The sequence below is a fragment of the Pseudomonas phytophila genome, from assembly GCF_025643095.1.
GTDB classification, from domain to species: domain Bacteria; phylum Pseudomonadota; class Gammaproteobacteria; order Pseudomonadales; family Pseudomonadaceae; genus Aquipseudomonas; species Aquipseudomonas quasicaspiana.
In genome coordinates this window covers 6350001-6368595 of sequence record NZ_CP081201.1, presented here as the reverse complement: position 1 = coordinate 6368595, position 18595 = coordinate 6350001, and the positions used below count along the sequence as shown (strand labels likewise).

Here is an 18595-nt window from a genome sequence, read left to right as displayed (position 1 = left end):
CTTCTTCTTGGCTAAAGCCGATCCCATGAGTCCAGCCCATCGCTTATGAACTACGCGCGCACCGCCGCATACAGCGCTTTGATCAAATCCGACTGGGTGATGATGCCCACCAGACGCCTTTCTGCATCAATGATCGGGATGTGCCGGTGGCCGTTCTCGGAGAACACGGGCACGAGGTCGATCAACAAGCGATCGAAGCTGGCAACGCGGACGCTACGGGTCATGATTTGTCCGACGATATTGGCGGGTTGATCTTTGCGGGAGTGTCGCAGCAGTGCGCGCAGGTGCCAGCCGACGCCTTCATGGGCATCCAGATCAATCTGCTGCATGAAGTCGGCCACGGTCACAATGCCCATCAGGTGATTCTGTCTGTCGATCACCGGCAGCGCTTTAATCTTGTGTTTGCGCATCAAGGCCCAGGCTGCCCGCAGCGGCATTTCCTGCCGAGCCGAAATGGGCTGAGTACTCATCACATCGGCGCAGCGCAGTTCGCCCATCTTGCGTTGGTAAGCAGAGGCTTCGGCTTGTTCAAGCAGGGCGTGCAGGTCGTCGCGGCTGACATCCAGTACTTGGTTGTAGTGGGCGAGGGCGGCGTCCATATCTGCGTTACTGAATCGGCTGGCAGTGTTTGTGGTGGCGGGTTTCTGCACGTGCGGCCATGGTCGTCTGGTCAGGTTGTTGTAGATCAGCCCTGCGACCACCAAAAGTGCGGAGTCGATAAGCACCGGACTTAGCGCGAACTCGAATCGGTCACAGCCAATCAGCACCATCAACAAGGCCGCTGCGCCGCCGGGCGGGTGCAGGCAGCGCAAGGCGAACATCACGGCGAGTGCCAGGCTGACCGAGAGCGCGGCGGCGAGGGTCGCGTCGGGCACCCACTTTACGCAGGCAATGCCGACCAGAGTGGAAAGCGTGTTGCCGCCCAGCACCGACCAGGGTTGGGCCAACGGGCTGGATGGCAATGCAAAAACCAGTACGGCGCTTGCGCCCAGCGGTGCAACCAAGGCCACTGCGAGCAAGCTGTATTGGCTTGCCGGTGCGCCTTCAAGCCAGAATGCGGCAGCCACGGCGACCAGCAGAATGCCGAGGGCCGCGCCGCAGCAGGCACGCCATTTTTCCCGGGCATCGATAGCCTGGCGCGCTGGCCAGAGTGCCCGAAGGCGTGATGTGAGTGAAACGCGTGGCGGTGATGAAGAGGGCAGTGGAACGGGCATGGTCAATTTGAGGCCGTGTTAAAGAGACATTTCCTGCGACTGTAGTCGTCGCTTGGGCTGGGAAGAACGTTAAACCCTATAACGCTGTCATTCAATTCAGCGCGCTGCATGCTGCCACTGCAAGTCTGGATTTACCGCGATGTTATGGTGGGGCCGTTGAAGGGCTACGTTCACTCAAATGCATAACTGACAGAGGACATCATGAAGGCCCAGACAACTATTGGTATCGTCGGCGGCACCGGGTGGCTGGGGCGATCAATCGCAACCGCACTTCTGGATTCCGGCTTCCTGTCGCCAGATGCGCTGATGCTTTCCAGCCGTTCCGGGGTGTTTAGTGACCCCAAAGGCGCATTGAGCGGAGTGCGCGTCACAGCAGACAATCAGGAACTGGTACTGCAAAGCGACATCGTGATTCTTTCCGTGCGACCGGAGGATTTAGGCGCCGTGCGCATCGACGTGCAGGACAAGTTGCTGGTTTCTCTGGTTGCAGGCGTCTCGCTTGCCGACATCGGTTTGTTCACCCAAGCCCGTTGTGTCATCCGGGCGATGCCCAATGCTGCGCTTGAAATTCGCAAGTCTTACACCCCATGGCTGGCCAACGATCAGGTGGATGCGCAAAGCAAAAAATACATTCAGCAGTTGTTTGAAACCTGCGGCTCGGCAGATGAAGTCTTCAGTGAACGGGACCTGAGTTACCTCACTGCACTGACCGGCACAGGGCCTTCGTATCCTGCATTGCTCGCTCAGGCGTTGTACAACGACGCGATCAAGCACGGCCTGTCGCCAGCGATGGCGCAACGCGCCGTTATGGGGGTTGTTGTGCAGGCCAGCCAGTTGATGAGCGAAGAGCGGGGGTTCAATGAGTTACTTGAGGTCCTGCGTGAATATCGAGGTGTAAGCGCTGCGGGTATCAATGGCATGCTTGAGGGCGGGCTTGAGGCCAGCGTCAAAGCAGGTATGGCCCGGGCCTTCGAGGTTGCACAATCCAACCTGTTTGATATTCGAGCGGTTGAGGTTGATAAGGGGCAACTTCCATTAGGGCGCGTCGACTGAAGGGGAAGCGTGCGCGCAGACGATGACCTGGTGCTCGGTAGCATGTGAGCTACAACGACTGGCGCAACGATATCGAAGATTTAGGTAACCTGCTGTCCCAGCGTATCCCGAACTATCGTAACTTGATGAACAGCTACTCGGCACTGACGGCTGGTTGATTCGAGCTATGCCGAAAGACGCCCGCTGTAGCCGGCTTTTCTGCTGGGCGAACACCCCAATGTTTAGTATTGTTTGCCCGTCAGCACGGACCGGAACCCGAGAGGGGTGTTGATATCGGAGGTGAAAACCTCCCCTAGCCAGTGAGCAGGATGTGCGAGAAATTGCTAAAGATAAGGCCGATATCGAGTTTCACAGAAAGCCCCGATGCCAAAGCGTCGGGGCTTTTTGCTTTTTATATGGCCTTGTCTGCGTTACGCGTTTTCAAGTTATAGCCCCCGTCGTGCGGCTGACCTTGAGACAGCATCGTTGCCGAGCTTGCTCGCGATAGGACTAACTCGACCTTAGACCGCGTCATCGTTTATCGCGGGCAAGCCCAGCTCCCACAAAATCTACGCAAATTTCGTAGGAACGCCGCCCGGCCAGTCCTGCGAGTCGGATCAAACTTGCGGGCAAACATAAAATCTCTCTAGTTATAACGCGACTTCAATATGACCAATCAGTCACGAAAGGTTACCCATCTTCTTCGAATTTGCTGCTGAATAGCATCTAACAAGCAGCTACACTCGCGCCCATATTCCTTGCGAGTCACGCCCATGAAATTTCGTTTTCTACTCTGGATGCTGGGCCTGTTGATGGCGCGGGCCAGTCGCAATAATCCGGCGTTCCAACAGCAGCTCGCCGGTAAGGAATTGACCTTCGTGCTGCAAACGGCTGACGGCAAGGTCGCTCGGCATTTTGTGGTCAGTGGGCAGCGGGTCAGCAGTGCTTCGGGTGTTATCGCAGAGCCTGGCTTCGCCATTATCTTCAAGGACGCCGCTTACGGCTTCGCCACCCTGCAAGCCAAAAACAAGCAACTGGCTTTCATGCAGGGCATTCAGGACAAGGATATCCAGATCAAGGGCAACGCCGGTCTGGTGATGTGGTTTCAGGGCTTGATGAAGTACCTGAAACCACGCAAGAAGAAGCAGCCGGTCAAAGCTTAAGGCAGCTCCAGGCCGCCACCGGCTTTGTGCAATGCCCGCAGGTGCTCACTGAGCTGCTTGAGGTTGGCTTCGTTGGCGGCGATTTCCTTGGCGCGCTCGGGTTCGAGCAGGGCACGGACTTCTTTGTCCAGGTCGCCGGTCAGTCGTTGTAGTTGCTTCTGGCGCTGACTGCTTTCGTCTTCCAGGCGTTTCCATTCTGCAGTTTGCGGCAAGCCGTAGCCGCCGCTGTCGAGCAGTTCAGCCGGGCGACTGAGAAAGCCGCTGCTGGCGAGGATTTCCTGCAAGGTGCCGGTGGCTTTGGAGACGCTGCCGTCTTTCTGCTCGCGGGCGCTGAGGTAGCGTTGTTTGACCTCATCCTGAGCCAGCAACAATTGCCGACGCAGGCTGGCCTGTTCAAGCAGCAACATGGCCGCACTGGTGCGTAAGTCCGCTTGCGGCAGCCAGGGTTTGCGCTCTTCGGCAGACAGCGACATCCATTCTTCAACGGTGGTCTGCTTGATCGGCAGGTGCTTCCTCAGCACGTCGAACATCGCCTGATAACGGTCGCGATAGGAGTCGAAACGGTAGCCTCTACGCAGGGCTTCCTTCGGGTCGTCCAGCACGCTGGTATCGGCCAGACCACGTCCCTTCAGTACTTCAAGCAATCCATTGGGCAAGATGCTGTCCAGGTCGACCAGCTTGGGATTGTTGGTGCCGCTGCGCAGCAGTTTGAGGTTCTCCACCGCGCAGTTATTGGACAGGAAGAAGTAGCTGCCGTCGTAACTCCAGTGCATTTCAGCGGCGTGCTGTACCAGGCCTTCGATTTCCGGGCGGGACAGTTTCAGCGGTACGGAGGCGAGGCTGCGCAGTTCGGTCTTGGTGTATTCGTCGATCACCTGTGCCAGCGGCAGCACGAACAGCCGCGACGGGTAGGCGCCCATCAAACCATCCCAACTGGACAGCTGAACATCTCCAACAAAGGCGCGATAGGACAGCACCAGATGTTGGTCCAGATCGAGACGACAGTCGGGGCCACGTGGACGGCCGGGCTTGCAGATGACCAGCCGCAACATGCTGTGGCCCCAGCGGCTCATCATGTTCTGGTTGGCTTCGGCCAGAAGGTAATCCACCTCATACACCCGCTCGGGGTCGAGTTTGCCCAGTGGCTCACGGCCGAAATCGTTGCCCGCGTTCAGGTAAGGATAGAAGGACGGGCACTGGTCTTTTGCCGCAGGTGCCCAGCCGAATTGTTCTTTGTAGTAGGCGTACAGCGCCGGGCGACGGCAGACGTAGGCCGGGTCGAGCAGAAAGTACTCCATGTTGACCGCGACGAATTCCAGCGGGCTGGTGGTTTCGTAGATGTCGGGGCTGCGTGCAACCTGCCCATTGTGTTCTTCGCGATCACCGCGGCGGCCCACGTATTGTGGCCAGCCTGCCAGATCCAGCAGGCGCGGGTCATCGCTCAACGTGAAGCGGCGGTCAGTCTGACCTCGGCAGTAATCAGGCAATCCCACTTTACCCAGCGAGCTGCTGCGCCGTCCGCACTGGAAGATTATCGAGCGTTGGGCCGGTGACCACAGGCGCGCGCGGTCATAAATGTGAGTCAGCTCGTGCAGCACGGTGGCGAGCATTTCCCGGCGCACGGTGCCATGGGGGCGGTTGGTTTTTTTCGTTGCGGCGCTGCCGTCGGTCAAGCCCGCCAGCAGGTTGGTATTGAGATCGAGTCGATACGGTCCGGATGCCTGGCCATAAGCATTGGCAGGCATGTCGGCGGACCAGCGCACGTCAACACGTCGATCCAGATCCTTGACGAAGCTGGGCGGGAGGGCGCCGAGAGCCTCATCCAGTAGCGTCTGGGTAGCTTTTTGCTGCGCAGGGCTGAGGCCGCTGGTATCCAGCGACAGGCTCAGGTCAGCGAAGGCGGACGTGCCAAGCAGAGACAATGCGCCCGCCAGCAGCCAGACGCAGAGGCGCCTCACAGAGCGAGAATGGCTTCGGCGAGCACTTGATCACTGGCACCGCGGGCTTCTGGCAGGCGGGTGCGCAGCATGTCGAATGCGGCGTCGAGTTGTGCGCCGTGAATATCGCCACCGCTGGCCACGTAGCTGGCCGCGTCGTCTTTGGCCTGAACCACGATTTTGGAGTCGCGGATCGAGGTGGTGGTGTCGGACGTGAAGTCGATGGTGCGACCGAAAGCGCGCACGATGATGTTACTGGTCTGCACGACGGTCTGTGCTTGAGCGATGTCAGCCAGCAAAAACAGACCCAGTGTGGCGGCAATCAGGGGGGTACGCATGGAACGTCTCCAAGTAATGCAGAAGAGGTGAAGTGGCTATTGGACGAGGATTGCTTGCGCGAGTTCGAGGTCGCTGACACTAAGTTTTGGATCAGCCTGGCGCAGAGCCATTAGTGCTGATTCCAGACGTGCTCCCAGCAGCTCGCCGTCACTGGCGACAAAGGCCGCAGCGTCATCCTGCGCCGCAACAATCAGCTTTCTATCAAAGGGCGCTGTCGTCACTTTGCTGGTGACGTAGCCTGTTATGACCAGGGATTGCGTGGTGGTATCCAGCGCCTGGGCCGGTGCGGTCCAGAGCAGGCACGTTATCGGGGTGATGAACAGCAGCAGCAGTAAACGCATGGCTCTCTAACACTTGCAAAAACGAGCCGCAAGGCTAGCGCAATGGCCGGGCTAGAGCCAGCCCGACAGCCGGGCAAGATTGCCCAGGCTGTCGGAGCGCGACGTCAGATGGCCAGGATGGCTTGGGCCAGTTGAGCATCGGAAGCTTGCAGTTGTGGCGCGATCTGGCGAATGTGCTGGAAGGCATTTTCCAGGCGAGCACCACGGATTTCACCGGCGCTGCCGACAAACGTGGCGGCGTCATCGCGAGCTTCACGAACAATCTTGTCGTCCCTGAAGGAAGAACTGACATCGGAAGTAGCGTTGGTCGTTGAATCAACGGTGCGCACCATGGCATCTGTTGTGACAACAAAGCTGGTGGCGTTGGCGCCGGTGGCAGCAGTCAGCAGGACAGCGGCACCTAGCAGGCGAAGACGGGACATGATCGGACTCCAGTGGAACAGAAAGCGATAGTAAGAAACGCGGGCCAGCCCGGCTGTTTCGTGAAGGCCGTGACAGAACTGATCGTACGGGACTGTCCAAGCCTAGCATGGCAGCGCTGTAGACAGTGTGTCCTAGGCTCTGCGGGCAATGGCCAGCCGAGCGTCGTTGAGCCATCTGCCCAGGCTGATGACCCAGACCAGCAGGGCAATCAAACCGGTGCTGAACAGCATTCCATTGACCCCGCCATGGACGATGAGTTTGCCTGCGAGGAAGGGAAAGCCAAACACGCCCAGAAAATAAGCCAGGCTGAAGAGCAGTAACGACTGCGCTGTGAGCCCGGAAGGTGCTTCATTAGCAGCAAGTCCGTTGATGACTGAATAGTTGAGGCCATAACCGACGCCCAGCATGACGGCCGCCAAGCCGTAACTAACGGTGTCATGGACCCACTGTCCAAAGCCGACGACGGCAATCAGCATGATGGCGCTCAACACGCAGGACGCTGCAAAAGGGTTGCGCTTGACCACCCAGCTCGCAATCAGCAAGCGGCAGCAGATGGCTGCACCCATGAAGCAGATGAAGAACACCGAGTAATCAAGTCCCAGGCTGGAGGCGTAGCTGGTCTGGAAGCTGCCCAGGCCGCCGAAAATCGCCCCGCCAAGCCCGACCATCAGAATGGAGAAGGCCGCTCGGGAGGTTAAAACCTTGATCGCAGAGTCCAGGCCGATCTGTGCGCGATCTGCGGATGAGGCGTTCGCGTGCGTGCGTTGTCCCGTCCGCCAGAAATACAGTCCACCTGCGACCGCCATGGCCGAAGCACAGAAAAAAGCGGTCTGGATCGGCAGCCCAAAGTAACCCGCGAGTTTCCCTGCCAAAGGCCCGGAGCCAATACCAGTCAGCATGCTGCCGGAGAGCAACGCAAAGCTGTGGCTGCGGCGAGCGGGTTCAACCATACCCGCGACCATAATGGGCCCCAAGGTATAAAAGACTCCCCAACCGAGGCCAAGCATCAGGGCGCAAATCATCAGCCAGGGGCCGAGGCTATCTGCAGTTGCGAATCCTAGAGAGGCTGCCGCCAGAAAACTTGCCCCCAAGGCGATACAGCGCGCAGGCCCCCATTTATCGGTCAGATGCCCAGAGCCCAGCACAGCTGCAATCGTGCTGATCATCGCGACGGAAATTACCTGGCCTGCATAGCGCTCATCCCCGCCGAAGGATTTGATCAGCAGCGTCAGGAGGAAGGTTGAGCCATAGGAGACCGAAAGCAGCAGGCTTGCGATGCAGAAGGCGCCAAAGCTTGAAGGCTGGCTGGGTGGAGAATGGGTCATGCGCGTATCCATGCGTGGTGGTTCTGGCTTTTTAGCACTGACGCGCATGGAGTTAGTTGGGTAAGTGGCGGAGTGAAGATCAGGGGATTTATAACAAACTGTACTTGATGATTTTAGGAATTGTGAAACTGTATCGCTCTGGCGCTAGAGCTTTGATCCCTGTCCGTAAGCGCTCACCTCAATCCAATGTCTCGAATTGGATCGCAGTTCTCATCACCAGAATGCGGCCGCCTGATTTGGAATTCTTCCTGTAGGAGTTACCGGGGTGGCGCTCCACCTTGCTCGCGATAGCGTCAGTCCAAGCGATGCATTCGTCGACCACTAGACAATCGCGTGCAAGCTCACTCCTACAGTCCAGTGTTTGCTGCGGGACGGGGGGCAAAGGAATATGGTCAGAGTTTTTGATACTCCAGAAATGACAAAACCCGTCGGCAGTTACCTGCGACGGGTCTTGTATGAAGCAATTCGGGTTGCTGGTGAGTGACCTTGGGAGGTCAGGACCAGCGTGCGCCACTTAGCGCCAGAACGGCTTGCTCAGCTCTTCGTAACGTTGCGATTCGCTGATACCTGCGTCAGCCAGCAGACGTGCATCCAGGCGGGCCAATTGGTGGCGGCTGGACAGGCGACGTTGCCAAAGCATCAGGTTAGCGAAAGCGCGAAGAGGCCATGCAGCTTTTGCGGTTGTAGCGGTGTTTTCGTGGAAAAGGTCGGAACTGAGTGTACGTTCCATGGTGTGCATCCTTCCGCTTGTGGCGGGCTAGAGAGTGATTTAACTGGTGCCCATCTTCCTCCGAGTTGGCCAGTCTCTCTAGACACAGTTCAACTGTATTGTGCGAGTTCAGTTAACTGTTTAAAGGCACTGTTTTGTTCCTATTTGGGGCAACTGTATCGGTCTGCACGTTTTCAGTGCATTTTGTGCGCTGATTTGGTGAAAACCCTGTTTTACCCCCTTCAAAAGACCGGTACAGCAGTACAGTTTTTTCAGTATTGTCTTTTTGCATGTTGTTGCGAGGCAGAAAACTGTATTGCTGCCTCGCAACTGTTTGCCTAGATGGGCAGCATGCTGCCCGTTTCGTCCAGGCGAGCGTGCCAACTTAGTGCTTCGCGCAGTACGTGCGGGGTGTGTCCGCCTTTAAGGCAAGCGGCGGCGAAGTAGGCGTTGAGGGCGTCTCGGTAAGCGGGATGCACACAGTTGTCGATGATCACTCTGGCGCGTTCCCGAGGGGCGAGGCCACGAAGATCCGCCAGGCCTTGCTCGGTCACCAGGATGTCCACGTCATGCTCGGTATGGTCCACATGACTGACCATCGGCACGACGCTTGAAATCGCCCCGCCCTTGGCAATGGATTTGGTCACGAAGATCGCCAGGTGCGCGTTGCGGGCGAAATCCCCCGAGCCACCGATGCCGTTCATCATGCGAGTGCCGCAGACGTGGGTAGAGTTGACGTTGCCGTACAGATCGAACTCGAGGGCGGTGTTGATGCCGATGATGCCCAGGCGACGGATGATTTCCGGGTGGTTGGAGATCTCCTGAGGGCGCAGCATCAGGCGCGATTTGTAGCGCCCGAAGTCGGCATACACTTCGGCGTGTTTGCTGGCGGAAAGGGTCATGGAGCTGCCGGAGGCGAAGCTCAGTTTGCCCGCGTCGAACAGTTCGAATGTCGAGTCCTGCAGAACCTCCGAATACATGGTCATGTCATGGAAAGGCGAATCCACCAGGCCATGCATGACGGCATTGGCGATGGTGCCAATCCCGGCCTGCAACGGCATCAGCTTGTTGGTCAGCCGGTCCTCGCGCACTTCGTTTTTGAAGAACTCCACCAGGTGATTGGCGATGGCCTGGGTGTCCAAATCCGGCGGCAATACTGTTGAGGGCGAATCAGGTTGGTTGCTGATCACGATGCCGACGATTTTTGCCGGATCGATCTGTACCGCCGGGTTGCCGATGCGCGTGTCAGCTTGCAGCACTGGAATGGGCAGGCGGGTAGGGCGATAGCTCGGAATATAGACGTCGTGCAGGCCTTCCAGCTCCAACGGTTGGGCGAGGTTGATCTCGACGATAACTTCCTTGGCCAGAATCGCAAAGCTGGCAGAGTTGCCCACTGAGGTGCTGAGTACCAGGTGCCCCTCTTCGGTAATCGCTACGCATTCGATGACTGCCAGATCGACGGCCTTGATCTGCCGGTTACGCAGTTGCTCGACGGTGTCGGACAGGTGGCTGTCGATGAACATCACCGAGCCATCGTTAATAGCCTTGCGTAGCGTGCTGTCGACTTGAAATGGCGAGCGACGCGACAGCACGCCGGCTTCGGTCAGTTGCTTGTCCAGGTCGTTGCCCAGGCTGGCGCCGGTCATCAGGCTGATCTTGAGCGGCGACAGTTTTGCGCGTTCGGCCAGTGCGTGGGGCACGGCTTTGGCTTCACCTGCGCGGGTAAAGCCGCTCATGCCGATGGTCATGCCGTCCTGAATCAAGGCGGCAGCATCAGCCGCGCTCATGACCTTGTTCATCAGGGAAGGCAAGCGGATACGATCACGGTACATGGGATTCTTGTCTCGGAGGTGGAAGCGAAGTCCAAGTCTAGAGAGTTGGACTGTGTTCGTCCCGCTACCAAGGTCGCATTGGAGGCTCTAATTAGCGGGTTTCAACGCAAAACACTGTTACGCAGAATGTAAAAAGCCCCGGCGTTTTTGCGCCGGGGCCCGGGTTAAACGCGCCTGGAGACTACGCGTTGTCGACCGCCTTAACCATGTCCTCGATCACCTTTTTGGCGTCGCCGAAGACCATCATGGTTTTGTCCAGATAGAACAGTTCGTTGTCCAGGCCGGCATAACCGCTGGCCATCGAGCGCTTGTTGACGATGATGGTCTTGGCCTTGAAGGCTTCCAGAATCGGCATGCCTGCAATCGGCGATTTGGGATCGTTCTTGGCGGCCGGGTTGACCACGTCGTTCGCTCCCAACACCAGCACCACGTCCGCCTGACCAAACTCGGAGTTGATGTCTTCCATCTCGAACACTTGGTCGTAAGGTACTTCGGCCTCGGCGAGCAGGACGTTCATATGGCCTGGCATACGTCCGGCAACCGGGTGGATCGCGTACTTCACGGTGACGCCGTGGTGAGTCAGTTTCTCGGTCAGCTCTTTAAGCGCGTGCTGCGCCCGGGCAACCGCCAGACCGTAGCCCGGAACGATGATCACGGTGTCGGCGTTGGTCAGCAGGAAGGTCGCGTCGTCGGCCGAGCCGGATTTCACCGGGCGGGCCTCTTTGGCGCCTGCCGGGCCTGCAGCGTCAGTCGCGCCGCCGAAGCCGCCGCCAATCACGTTGAAGAACGAGCGGTTCATGGCTTTGCACATGATGTACGACAGGATCGCGCCGGAGGAACCTACCAGCGAGCCGGCAATGATCAACATCGAGTTGTTCAGGGAGAATCCGATACCGGCCGCTGCCCAGCCCGAATAGCTGTTGAGCATCGACACAACGACAGGCATGTCTGCGCCGCCAATCGGGATGATCAGCAGCACACCGATCACGAAGGCCAGAGCCAGCATAATAGCGAATGCGGCGAGGTTACCGGTGAACATGAAGAACAGGCCGAACGCCAATGTCGCCAGACCCAAGACCAGATTCAGTTTGTGCTGCCCGGCGAACTGTACCGGTGCGCCCTGGAACAGGCGGAACTTGTACTTGCCGGAGAGTTTGCCGAAAGCGATCACCGAGCCGGAGAAGGTGATTGCGCCAATGGCCGCGCCCAGGAACAGCTCCAGACGGTTACCCGCAGGGATGGCATCGCCCAGATTCTTCACGATATTCAGAGACTGCGGCTCAACAACGGCAGCAATAGCGATGAACACTGCTGCGAGGCCAATCATGCTGTGCATGAAAGCCACCAGCTCAGGCATCTTGGTCATTTCAACGCGCTTGGCCATGATCGAGCCAGCAGTGCCGCCGACCAGCAGGCCAATCACGATGTAGCCGATGCCAGCCGTGGTGTCGGACAGGGCTGCCAGCTTGTAAACGAGGCCAATGGTGGTTACGACGGCCAGGCCCATGCCGAGCATGCCGAACAGGTTGCCGCGACGTGACGTTGTTGGGTGCGACAAACCTTTGAGAGCCTGAATAAAGCAGACCGCCGAAACGAGGTACAACAAGGTGACGAGGTTCATGCTCATTACTTCGCTACCTCATCTTTGGCTTTCGGCGCTTTTTTCTTGAACATCTCCAGCATGCGCCGGGTGACAAGGAAGCCGCCGAACACGTTGACGGCTGCCAGAGCGACCGCAAGGGTGCCCATGGTTTTGCCCAGTGGTGTCACGGTTAGCGCGGCAGCGAGCATGGCGCCGACGATGACGATCGCCGAGATAGCGTTGGTCACCGCCATCAACGGCGTGTGCAGGGCTGGCGTTACGTTCCAGACCACGTGATAACCGACGTAGATCGCCAGCACGAAAATGATCAGGTTGTAGATACCTGGGGAGATCAGCTCTTCCATTGTTTTATCCTCAGCCGTTCTTGCGGATGACTTGGCCGTCGCGGCACATCAGGCACGCGGCAACAATGTCGTCTTCCAGGTTGATGTGCAGCTGACCGTCCTTGTCGAACAGCAGCTTCATGAAGTCCAGCAGGTTGCGGGCGTACAGCGCCGAGGCGTCTGCGGCGACCAGAGCGGGCAGGTTGGTGTAACCCACCAGCGTGACGCCGTGCTCGACGACAACCTGATCGGCTACGGTCAGCGGGCAGTTGCCGCCTTGGGCTGCCGCCAGGTCGATTACCACCGAGCCAGGCTTCATTTCGGCGACGGTCTCTGCGCTGAGCAATACCGGCGCTTTGCGGCCAGGGATCAACGCGGTGGTGATGACGATGTCCGACTGTTTGGCGCGTTCATGCACTGCAATCGCCTGACGCTGCATCCAGCTGGCGGGCATCGGGCGGGCGTAACCACCCACACCGACGGCACATTCACGCTCTTCATCGGTTTCGTAAGGCACGTCGATGAACTTGGCACCCAGAGACTCGATTTGCTCCTTCACCGCTGGACGCACATCGGAGGCCTCGACAACCGCCCCGAGACGCTTTGCGGTAGCGATAGCTTGCAAGCCAGCCACGCCAGCGCCGAGTACCAGTACTCGTGCAGCTTTGACGGTGCCCGCTGCAGTCATCAGCATCGGCATGAAACGCGGATAGTGATGAGCGCCCAACAGCACGGCTTTGTAGCCCGCAATGTTGGCCTGGGAGGACAGCACATCGAGGCTTTGCGCGCGGGAAGTGCGCGGTGCAGCCTCCAGAGCAAAAGCGGTGATGCCTTGCTCAGCCATTTTGCCGATGGTTTCGCTGTTGAAGGGGTTGAGCATCCCGATAACGATCGTACCGCGCTTGATCTGCGCCAGTTCGCTGTCGTTCGGCGCGCAGACCTTGAGCAGCAGCTCGGCAGCCAGGGTTTCAGCTGCGGCACCCATTGTGGCGCCTGCTGCTTCATAAGCACTGTCCGTGACGCTGGCAGTGATGCCCGCCCCACTTTGCACCGTAACCCGATGGCCTTGGGCGATCAGCTTCTTGATGGTTTCAGGGGTTGCAGCAACCCGCTTTTCACCCGACTGGGTCTCGAGAGGAACGCCAATGTGCACGTGTAATCTCCTGCGTGATCTTCTTGTTTTCTTCAATTAGGCCAGCGCACTTCAGCAAGTACGACTGGGGCTGCCGATCAGCATGATCCCGCCATTTCCGGGCGGGGCGCGGCATTTTGCAGGCGAAGTTTGGTGCCTTCAATTCATTTTGTAACGAGACGATAAATTAACTACAAGTCATCCCGTGACCAAATGTCGCATCATTCGGCTTTGAGCCCTTAATTGCTGGGCCTTACAGGGAAAGTAGTCGAAATATCAGAAAACCCTGAATTCAGTTCTGGAATCATGGGTGTGACGAGAGAATATGGCTGGGAATCAGGCAGATTGCGGCCTAGAGGCCTTATTTTTCGTGCGGGGATAAGAAGGCGTTTATGCGACAAAAACGTATATCTGTAGGTTTTATGGGGGTATGACTACACAGCTATCAGATCTTTCTAAAGCTTTCGTGCTCGTAAGTCCTGGCTTGCTCTACGAGCCAGTCGCGAAATGCGCCTAGTGATGCCGATTCCACTTTGCGCACCGGAATCATCAGGTAGTACGCCTTGGGGCTGGCAAGTGCGTGCGGGTTGGCGATCACCAGCCGCTGTTCTTTCAATTCTCGCTGGATAAGGAAGGGCGGGATCAGGGCGATGCCCATTTCGTGGCTGGCAGCTTGAGCGAGCATCGAAAACAGCTCATAGCGTGGGCCCGTCATGTCCCGTGCGACGTTCATCTCTAGCCCGCTGAACCATTGTCGCCAAGCGTAGGGGCGAGTGGTTTGCTGCAGCAGCGGTAATGTCGCGATTTCTGCCGGGTCAAGCTGGCTTCCTTTTCCTAACAGTGCCGGGCTGCAGACCGGTAGGGGATTTTCGCCCATCAGTCGGTGCGACTCGGTGCCTGGCCATTCCGCATCGCCAAAGTAGATAGCAGCGTCGAAGTCGGTATCGGCAAACAGAAACGGGCGAGTGCGATTGGTGAGGTTTACTGTGACGTCAGGCTGACTCTGCTGAAAATCTTTGAGGCGGGGCAATAGCCATTGGGTGCCAAAGGTTGGGACGACTGCCAGTTCTATCGCGTTGGCGCCCTGATTGCCCATAACTGACAAGGTGTCGCGCTCCACCGCATCCAGTTGCGTCGCGACACGTCTGCTGTAGGACAAGCCCGCTTCGGTCAACTTCACTCCTCGCCGAGAGCGCCTGAACAGTTCTATACCGAGGAAGGATTCCAGGCTACCGATCTGTCGGCAGATGGCGCTCTGAGTGAGGGAAAGTTCTTCAGCGGCCTTGGTGAAGCTTTCATGGCGAGCTGCTGCCTCGAAGCTGACCAGTGCGGCGGTGCTGGGGATTTTGCGGCGCATGTACGAAGACCTCACTAATCACAGCCAGTATCGTTCTTGTTATGAGTTTCGGAGTGAGAAATTAGCACAATAGCGTGCGGATTCATCGTTTGTGAGGTTGCTGCGCCCGGTCTAGGATCAGTCCATAACTATTTCAACGATTGAGGATGGCTCATGGCTGGCAAGGCAAGCTTCAACTGGATTGATCCCCTGTTGCTGGATCAGCAGCTCACCGAAGAAGAGCGCATGGTGCGCGAAAGCGCGGCGCAATTCGCTCAGGACAAGCTGGCACCCAGAGTGCTTGAAGCCTTCCGTCATGAGCAGACCGATCCTGCGATCTTTCGTGAAATGGGTGACGTTGGTCTGCTCGGGGCGACTATTCCGGAAGAGTACGGTGGCAGCGGCCTTAATTATGTTTGCTACGGGTTGATCGCACGGGAAGTAGAGCGGATCGACTCTGGCTACCGTTCCATGATGAGTGTGCAGTCTTCTCTGGTGATGGTGCCCATCAACGAGTTTGGTACCGAAGCGCAAAAGCAGAAGTATCTGCCCAAGCTCGCGTCCGGCGAATGGATTGGCTGTTTTGGTCTGACTGAGCCTAATCACGGGTCTGACCCTGGTGCGATGATTACCCGGGCAAGGAAGGTCGACGGAGGCTACCGGCTTTCAGGCAGCAAGATGTGGATTACTAACAGTCCGATCGCTGATGTGTTCGTGGTCTGGGGCAAGGACGACGAAGGAGACATTCGCGGCTTTGTGCTTGAGAAGGGTTGGGCCGGGCTGAGCGCTCCGGCAATTCATGGCAAGGTCGGTTTGCGCGCCTCCATCACGGGCGAGATCGTCATGGATAACGTCTTTGTTCCTGAGGAGAATATCTTCCCGGATGTGCGCGGCCTTAAAGGGCCTTTCACTTGCCTTAATTCAGCCCGTTATGGCATCTCATGGGGCGCTCTGGGGGCCGCTGAATTCTGCTGGCATACCGCTCGGCAATACACCCTGGATCGGCAGCAGTTCGGGCGTCCATTGGCGGCCAATCAGTTGATCCAGAAAAAGCTGGCCGACATGCAGACCGAGATCACCCTGGCGCTGCAAGGTTGTCTGCGCCTGGGGCGAATGAAGGATGAAGGAACGGCAGCAGTTGAAATCACTTCGATCATGAAGCGTAACTCCTGCGGCAAGTCCCTGGACATCGCCCGTATGGCTCGCGACATGCTAGGCGGTAACGGTATCTCTGACGAGTTCGGCATTGCCCGGCATCTGGTTAACCTTGAGGTGGTGAACACCTATGAAGGGACTCATGACGTGCATGCGCTGATTCTCGGCCGTGCGCAGACCGGCATTCAGGCCTTCTATTAAGGAGGCTGGCAATGGGGGCGCTATCGCATATCCGTGTTCTGGATTTGTCTCGGGTGTTGGCCGGGCCTTGGGCGGGGCAGATCCTGGCCGACCTGGGTGCTGAGGTCATCAAGGTCGAGCGGCCGGGCAGTGGTGATGACACTCGCGCATGGGGGCCTCCCTTTCTGAAGGATGCTCAGGGCGAGAGCACCAGTGAGGCTGCTTATTACCTGTCGGCTAATCGCAACAAGCAGTCAGTCACCATCGACTTGACTATGCCCGAAGGGCAGAAGCTGGTCAGGGAGCTGGCAGCAAAGTCCGACATCGTGATTGAGAACTTCAAGGTCGGAGGTCTGGCTGCCTATGGTCTGGACTACGCCTCGTTGAGCGCAATCAATCCCGGTTTGATCTATTGCTCGATAACCGGATTTGGGCAAACCGGTCCTTATGCCAAGCGCGCCGGGTATGACTTCATGATTCAGGGGTTGGGCGGATTGATGAGCCTGACCGGGCGTGCGGATGATCAGGAGGGGGCGGGTCCTGTAAAGGTGGGTGTCGCACTGACGGACGTTATGACCGGGGTTTATTCCAGCACGGCGATCCTGGCCGCTTTGGCGCACCGTGATCAGAGCGGGCTTGGTCAGCATATCGATATGGCGTTGCTGGATGTGCAGGTGGCCTGTCTTGCGAATCAGGCGTTGAACTACCTGACTACCGGCATTGCTCCTACCCGGTTGGGGAATGCGCATCCGAACATCGTTCCTTATCAGGACTTTCCCACGGCTGATGGCGACTTCATCCTTACGGTGGGTAATGACGGCCAGTTCAGGAAATTTGCCGAAGTGGCCGGACAGGCGCAGTGGGCTGACGATCCAAGATTCCTGACTAATAAGCTGCGGGTCGCTAACAGGGCAGAGCTGATCCCTCTGATTCGTCAGGCGACTGTGTTCAAGACCACTGCGCAGTGGGTGAGCGAGCTTGAAGCGGCGGGTGTGCCTTGCGGGCCTATCAATGATTTGGCTCAGGTGTTCGATGATCCGCATGTGCGGGCGCGAGGGCTGGTAACGAGTCTGCCTCATGCGTTAGCCGGGAGTGTGCCGCAGGTGGCCAGTCCCATACGCTTGTCTGCGACCCCGGTTGAGTATCGGCATGCGCCTCCTTTGTTGGGTGAGCATACTGGCGAGGTACTTGAGCGGGTGCTGGGGTTGCCCACGGCGGAGGTGGCCAGGCTGAGGCAGGGTGGCGTGCTTTAGTGCTTCTATATATAGGCTCTCTATATAGAAGAGAGAGGTGTTTTAAGGTTTTTCATTAAAAGGTGAAAATTAGGGGTTGACGGCCTCTCTAATCTCTCTATAATTCGCACCTCTTCTGGCGCAGACAGAACGAAAAACTCCTTGTTAATCAATGAGTTGGACGATTCGGTTGGCATAGAAGAGGCTTCGATGAAGTTGATCGAAAGCGGTGAAAAAGGCAGTTGACAGCAGGTTGTAACGCTGTAGAATTCGCCTCCCGCTAACGAGCAATGTGATGTTGATCGAAGCGCAAGTGGTTGAAGTTGATAAGGAAACTTTGAAAACTTCTTAAAATAACCGCTTGACAGATACAGAGGCTGCTGTAGAATGCGCGCCTCGGTTGAGACGAAAGATCTTAACCAACCGCTCTTTAACAATTGAATCAAGCAATTCGTGTGGGTGCTTGCGCTGTCAGACTGAAGTCAACAGATTATCAGCATCGTAAGTTACTCCGCGAGAAATCAAAGAAATAACCAACGATTGCTGAGCCAAGTTTAGGGTTTTCTCAAAACCCAAAGATGTTTGAACTGAAGAGTTTGATCATGGCTCAGATTGAACGCTGGCGGCAGGCCTAACACATGCAAGTCGAGCGGCAGCACGGGTACTTGTACCTGGTGGCGAGCGGCGGACGGGTGAGTAATGCCTAGGAATCTGCCTGGTAGTGGGGGATAACGCTCGGAAACGGACGCTAATACCGCATACGTCCTACGGGAGAAAGCAGGGGACCTTCGGGCCTTGCGCTATCAGATGAGCCTAGGTCGGATTAGCTAGTTGGTGAGGTAATGGCTCACCAAGGCGACGATCCGTAACTGGTCTGAGAGGATGATCAGTCACACTGGAACTGAGACACGGTCCAGACTCCTACGGGAGGCAGCAGTGGGGAATATTGGACAATGGGCGAAAGCCTGATCCAGCCATGCCGCGTGTGTGAAGAAGGTCTTCGGATTGTAAAGCACTTTAAGTTGGGAGGAAGGGCATTTACCTAATACGTAAGTGTTTTGACGTTACCGACAGAATAAGCACCGGCTAACTCTGTGCCAGCAGCCGCGGTAATACAGAGGGTGCAAGCGTTAATCGGAATTACTGGGCGTAAAGCGCGCGTAGGTGGTTTGTTAAGTTGAATGTGAAATCCCCGGGCTCAACCTGGGAACTGCATCCAAAACTGGCAAGCTAGAGTATGGTAGAGGGTGGTGGAATTTCCTGTGTAGCGGTGAAATGCGTAGATATAGGAAGGAACACCAGTGGCGAAGGCGACCACC

General features: G+C 57.3%; 16 protein-coding genes and 1 rRNA gene (1 of these 17 running past the window's edge). 5 read left to right on the top strand and 12 right to left on the bottom strand.

Features of this window, described 5'->3' with window-relative positions; genetic code table 11:
- Positions 1–50 precede the first annotated feature (50 nt).
- On the bottom strand, positions 51–1214 hold the full coding sequence (locus K3169_RS28755; RefSeq protein WP_231665596.1) for an HPP family protein: 1164 nt from the start codon (positions 1212–1214) through the stop codon (positions 51–53).
- Positions 1215–1415: 201 nt separating this feature from the next.
- Between K3169_RS28755 and K3169_RS28750 the strand changes: the two genes are divergently transcribed.
- Both K3169_RS28750 and K3169_RS28745 read left to right on the top strand, forming a co-directional pair.
- Entirely contained in the window at positions 1416–2267 is an 852-nt protein-coding gene (locus K3169_RS28750) for a pyrroline-5-carboxylate reductase family protein (RefSeq protein WP_231674944.1), read from the top strand.
- 752 nt (positions 2268–3019) lie between these two features.
- Positions 3020–3409, top strand: coding sequence for an SCP2 sterol-binding domain-containing protein (locus K3169_RS28745; protein WP_122708638.1), 390 nt, complete (start codon positions 3020–3022; stop codon positions 3407–3409).
- Here the strand turns inward: K3169_RS28745 and K3169_RS28740 are convergent.
- The 11 genes from K3169_RS28740 to K3169_RS28690 all read right to left on the bottom strand — a co-directional run bounded on the left by K3169_RS28740 (position 3406) and on the right by K3169_RS28690 (position 14730).
- Positions 3406–5367 (bottom strand): DUF4105 domain-containing protein, encoded by a 1962-nt coding sequence (locus K3169_RS28740; RefSeq protein WP_099270084.1) that lies wholly within the window; start codon positions 5365–5367, stop codon positions 3406–3408. The two genes, K3169_RS28745 and K3169_RS28740, sit on opposite strands and share 4 nt — an antisense overlap.
- Positions 5364–5684 (bottom strand): DUF2388 domain-containing protein, encoded by a 321-nt coding sequence (locus K3169_RS28735; protein WP_099270083.1) that lies wholly within the window; start codon positions 5682–5684, stop codon positions 5364–5366. Before K3169_RS28735 ends, K3169_RS28740 begins: the two co-directional genes overlap by 4 nt.
- A gap of 36 nt (positions 5685–5720) precedes the next feature.
- The gene (locus tag K3169_RS28730; RefSeq protein ID WP_263269245.1) at positions 5721–6026 is read right to left on the bottom strand and encodes a DUF2388 domain-containing protein; all 306 of its coding nucleotides are present in this window, start codon (positions 6024–6026) and stop codon (positions 5721–5723) included.
- 104 nt (positions 6027–6130) lie between these two features.
- Positions 6131–6448: a DUF2388 domain-containing protein gene (locus tag K3169_RS28725; protein WP_027899871.1), complete on the bottom strand. Its 318-nt coding sequence runs from the start codon at positions 6446–6448 to the stop codon at positions 6131–6133.
- Between the two features lie 132 nt (positions 6449–6580).
- Positions 6581–7774, bottom strand: coding sequence for an MFS transporter (locus K3169_RS28720; RefSeq protein ID WP_263269243.1), 1194 nt, complete (start codon positions 7772–7774; stop codon positions 6581–6583).
- 514 nt (positions 7775–8288) lie between these two features.
- Complete coding sequence (locus tag K3169_RS28715; RefSeq protein ID WP_027899874.1) at positions 8289–8504, bottom strand: DUF1127 domain-containing protein; 216 nt, start codon at positions 8502–8504, stop codon at positions 8289–8291.
- 317 nt (positions 8505–8821) lie between these two features.
- On the bottom strand, positions 8822–10315 hold the full coding sequence (locus K3169_RS28710) for an acetyl-CoA hydrolase/transferase family protein (RefSeq protein WP_231674947.1): 1494 nt from the start codon (positions 10313–10315) through the stop codon (positions 8822–8824).
- Between the two features lie 181 nt (positions 10316–10496).
- Complete coding sequence (locus K3169_RS28705; RefSeq protein WP_122708642.1) at positions 10497–11942, bottom strand: NAD(P)(+) transhydrogenase (Re/Si-specific) subunit beta; 1446 nt, start codon at positions 11940–11942, stop codon at positions 10497–10499.
- The gene (locus K3169_RS28700; RefSeq protein ID WP_027899877.1) at positions 11942–12262 is read right to left on the bottom strand and encodes an NAD(P) transhydrogenase subunit alpha; all 321 of its coding nucleotides are present in this window, start codon (positions 12260–12262) and stop codon (positions 11942–11944) included. Before K3169_RS28700 ends, K3169_RS28705 begins: the two co-directional genes overlap by 1 nt.
- Before the next feature lie 10 nt (positions 12263–12272).
- Positions 12273–13394, bottom strand: coding sequence for a Re/Si-specific NAD(P)(+) transhydrogenase subunit alpha (locus tag K3169_RS28695; RefSeq protein WP_231672799.1), 1122 nt, complete (start codon positions 13392–13394; stop codon positions 12273–12275).
- A 424-nt stretch (positions 13395–13818) separates the two neighbouring features.
- Complete coding sequence (locus tag K3169_RS28690; protein ID WP_263269237.1) at positions 13819–14730, bottom strand: LysR family transcriptional regulator; 912 nt, start codon at positions 14728–14730, stop codon at positions 13819–13821.
- A gap of 153 nt (positions 14731–14883) precedes the next feature.
- Between K3169_RS28690 and K3169_RS28685 the strand changes: the two genes are divergently transcribed.
- The 3 genes from K3169_RS28685 to K3169_RS28675 all read left to right on the top strand — a co-directional run.
- A complete protein-coding gene (locus K3169_RS28685) occupies positions 14884–16065 on the top strand; it encodes an acyl-CoA dehydrogenase (RefSeq protein WP_263269236.1) in 1182 nt (393 codons plus the stop codon).
- Between the two features lie 11 nt (positions 16066–16076).
- Complete coding sequence (locus K3169_RS28680) at positions 16077–17297, top strand: CaiB/BaiF CoA transferase family protein (protein ID WP_263269235.1); 1221 nt, start codon at positions 16077–16079, stop codon at positions 17295–17297.
- Positions 17298–17860: 563 nt separating this feature from the next.
- Positions 17861–18595: ribosomal RNA gene (locus K3169_RS28675) — 16S ribosomal RNA — on the top strand (it continues 804 nt past the right edge of the window).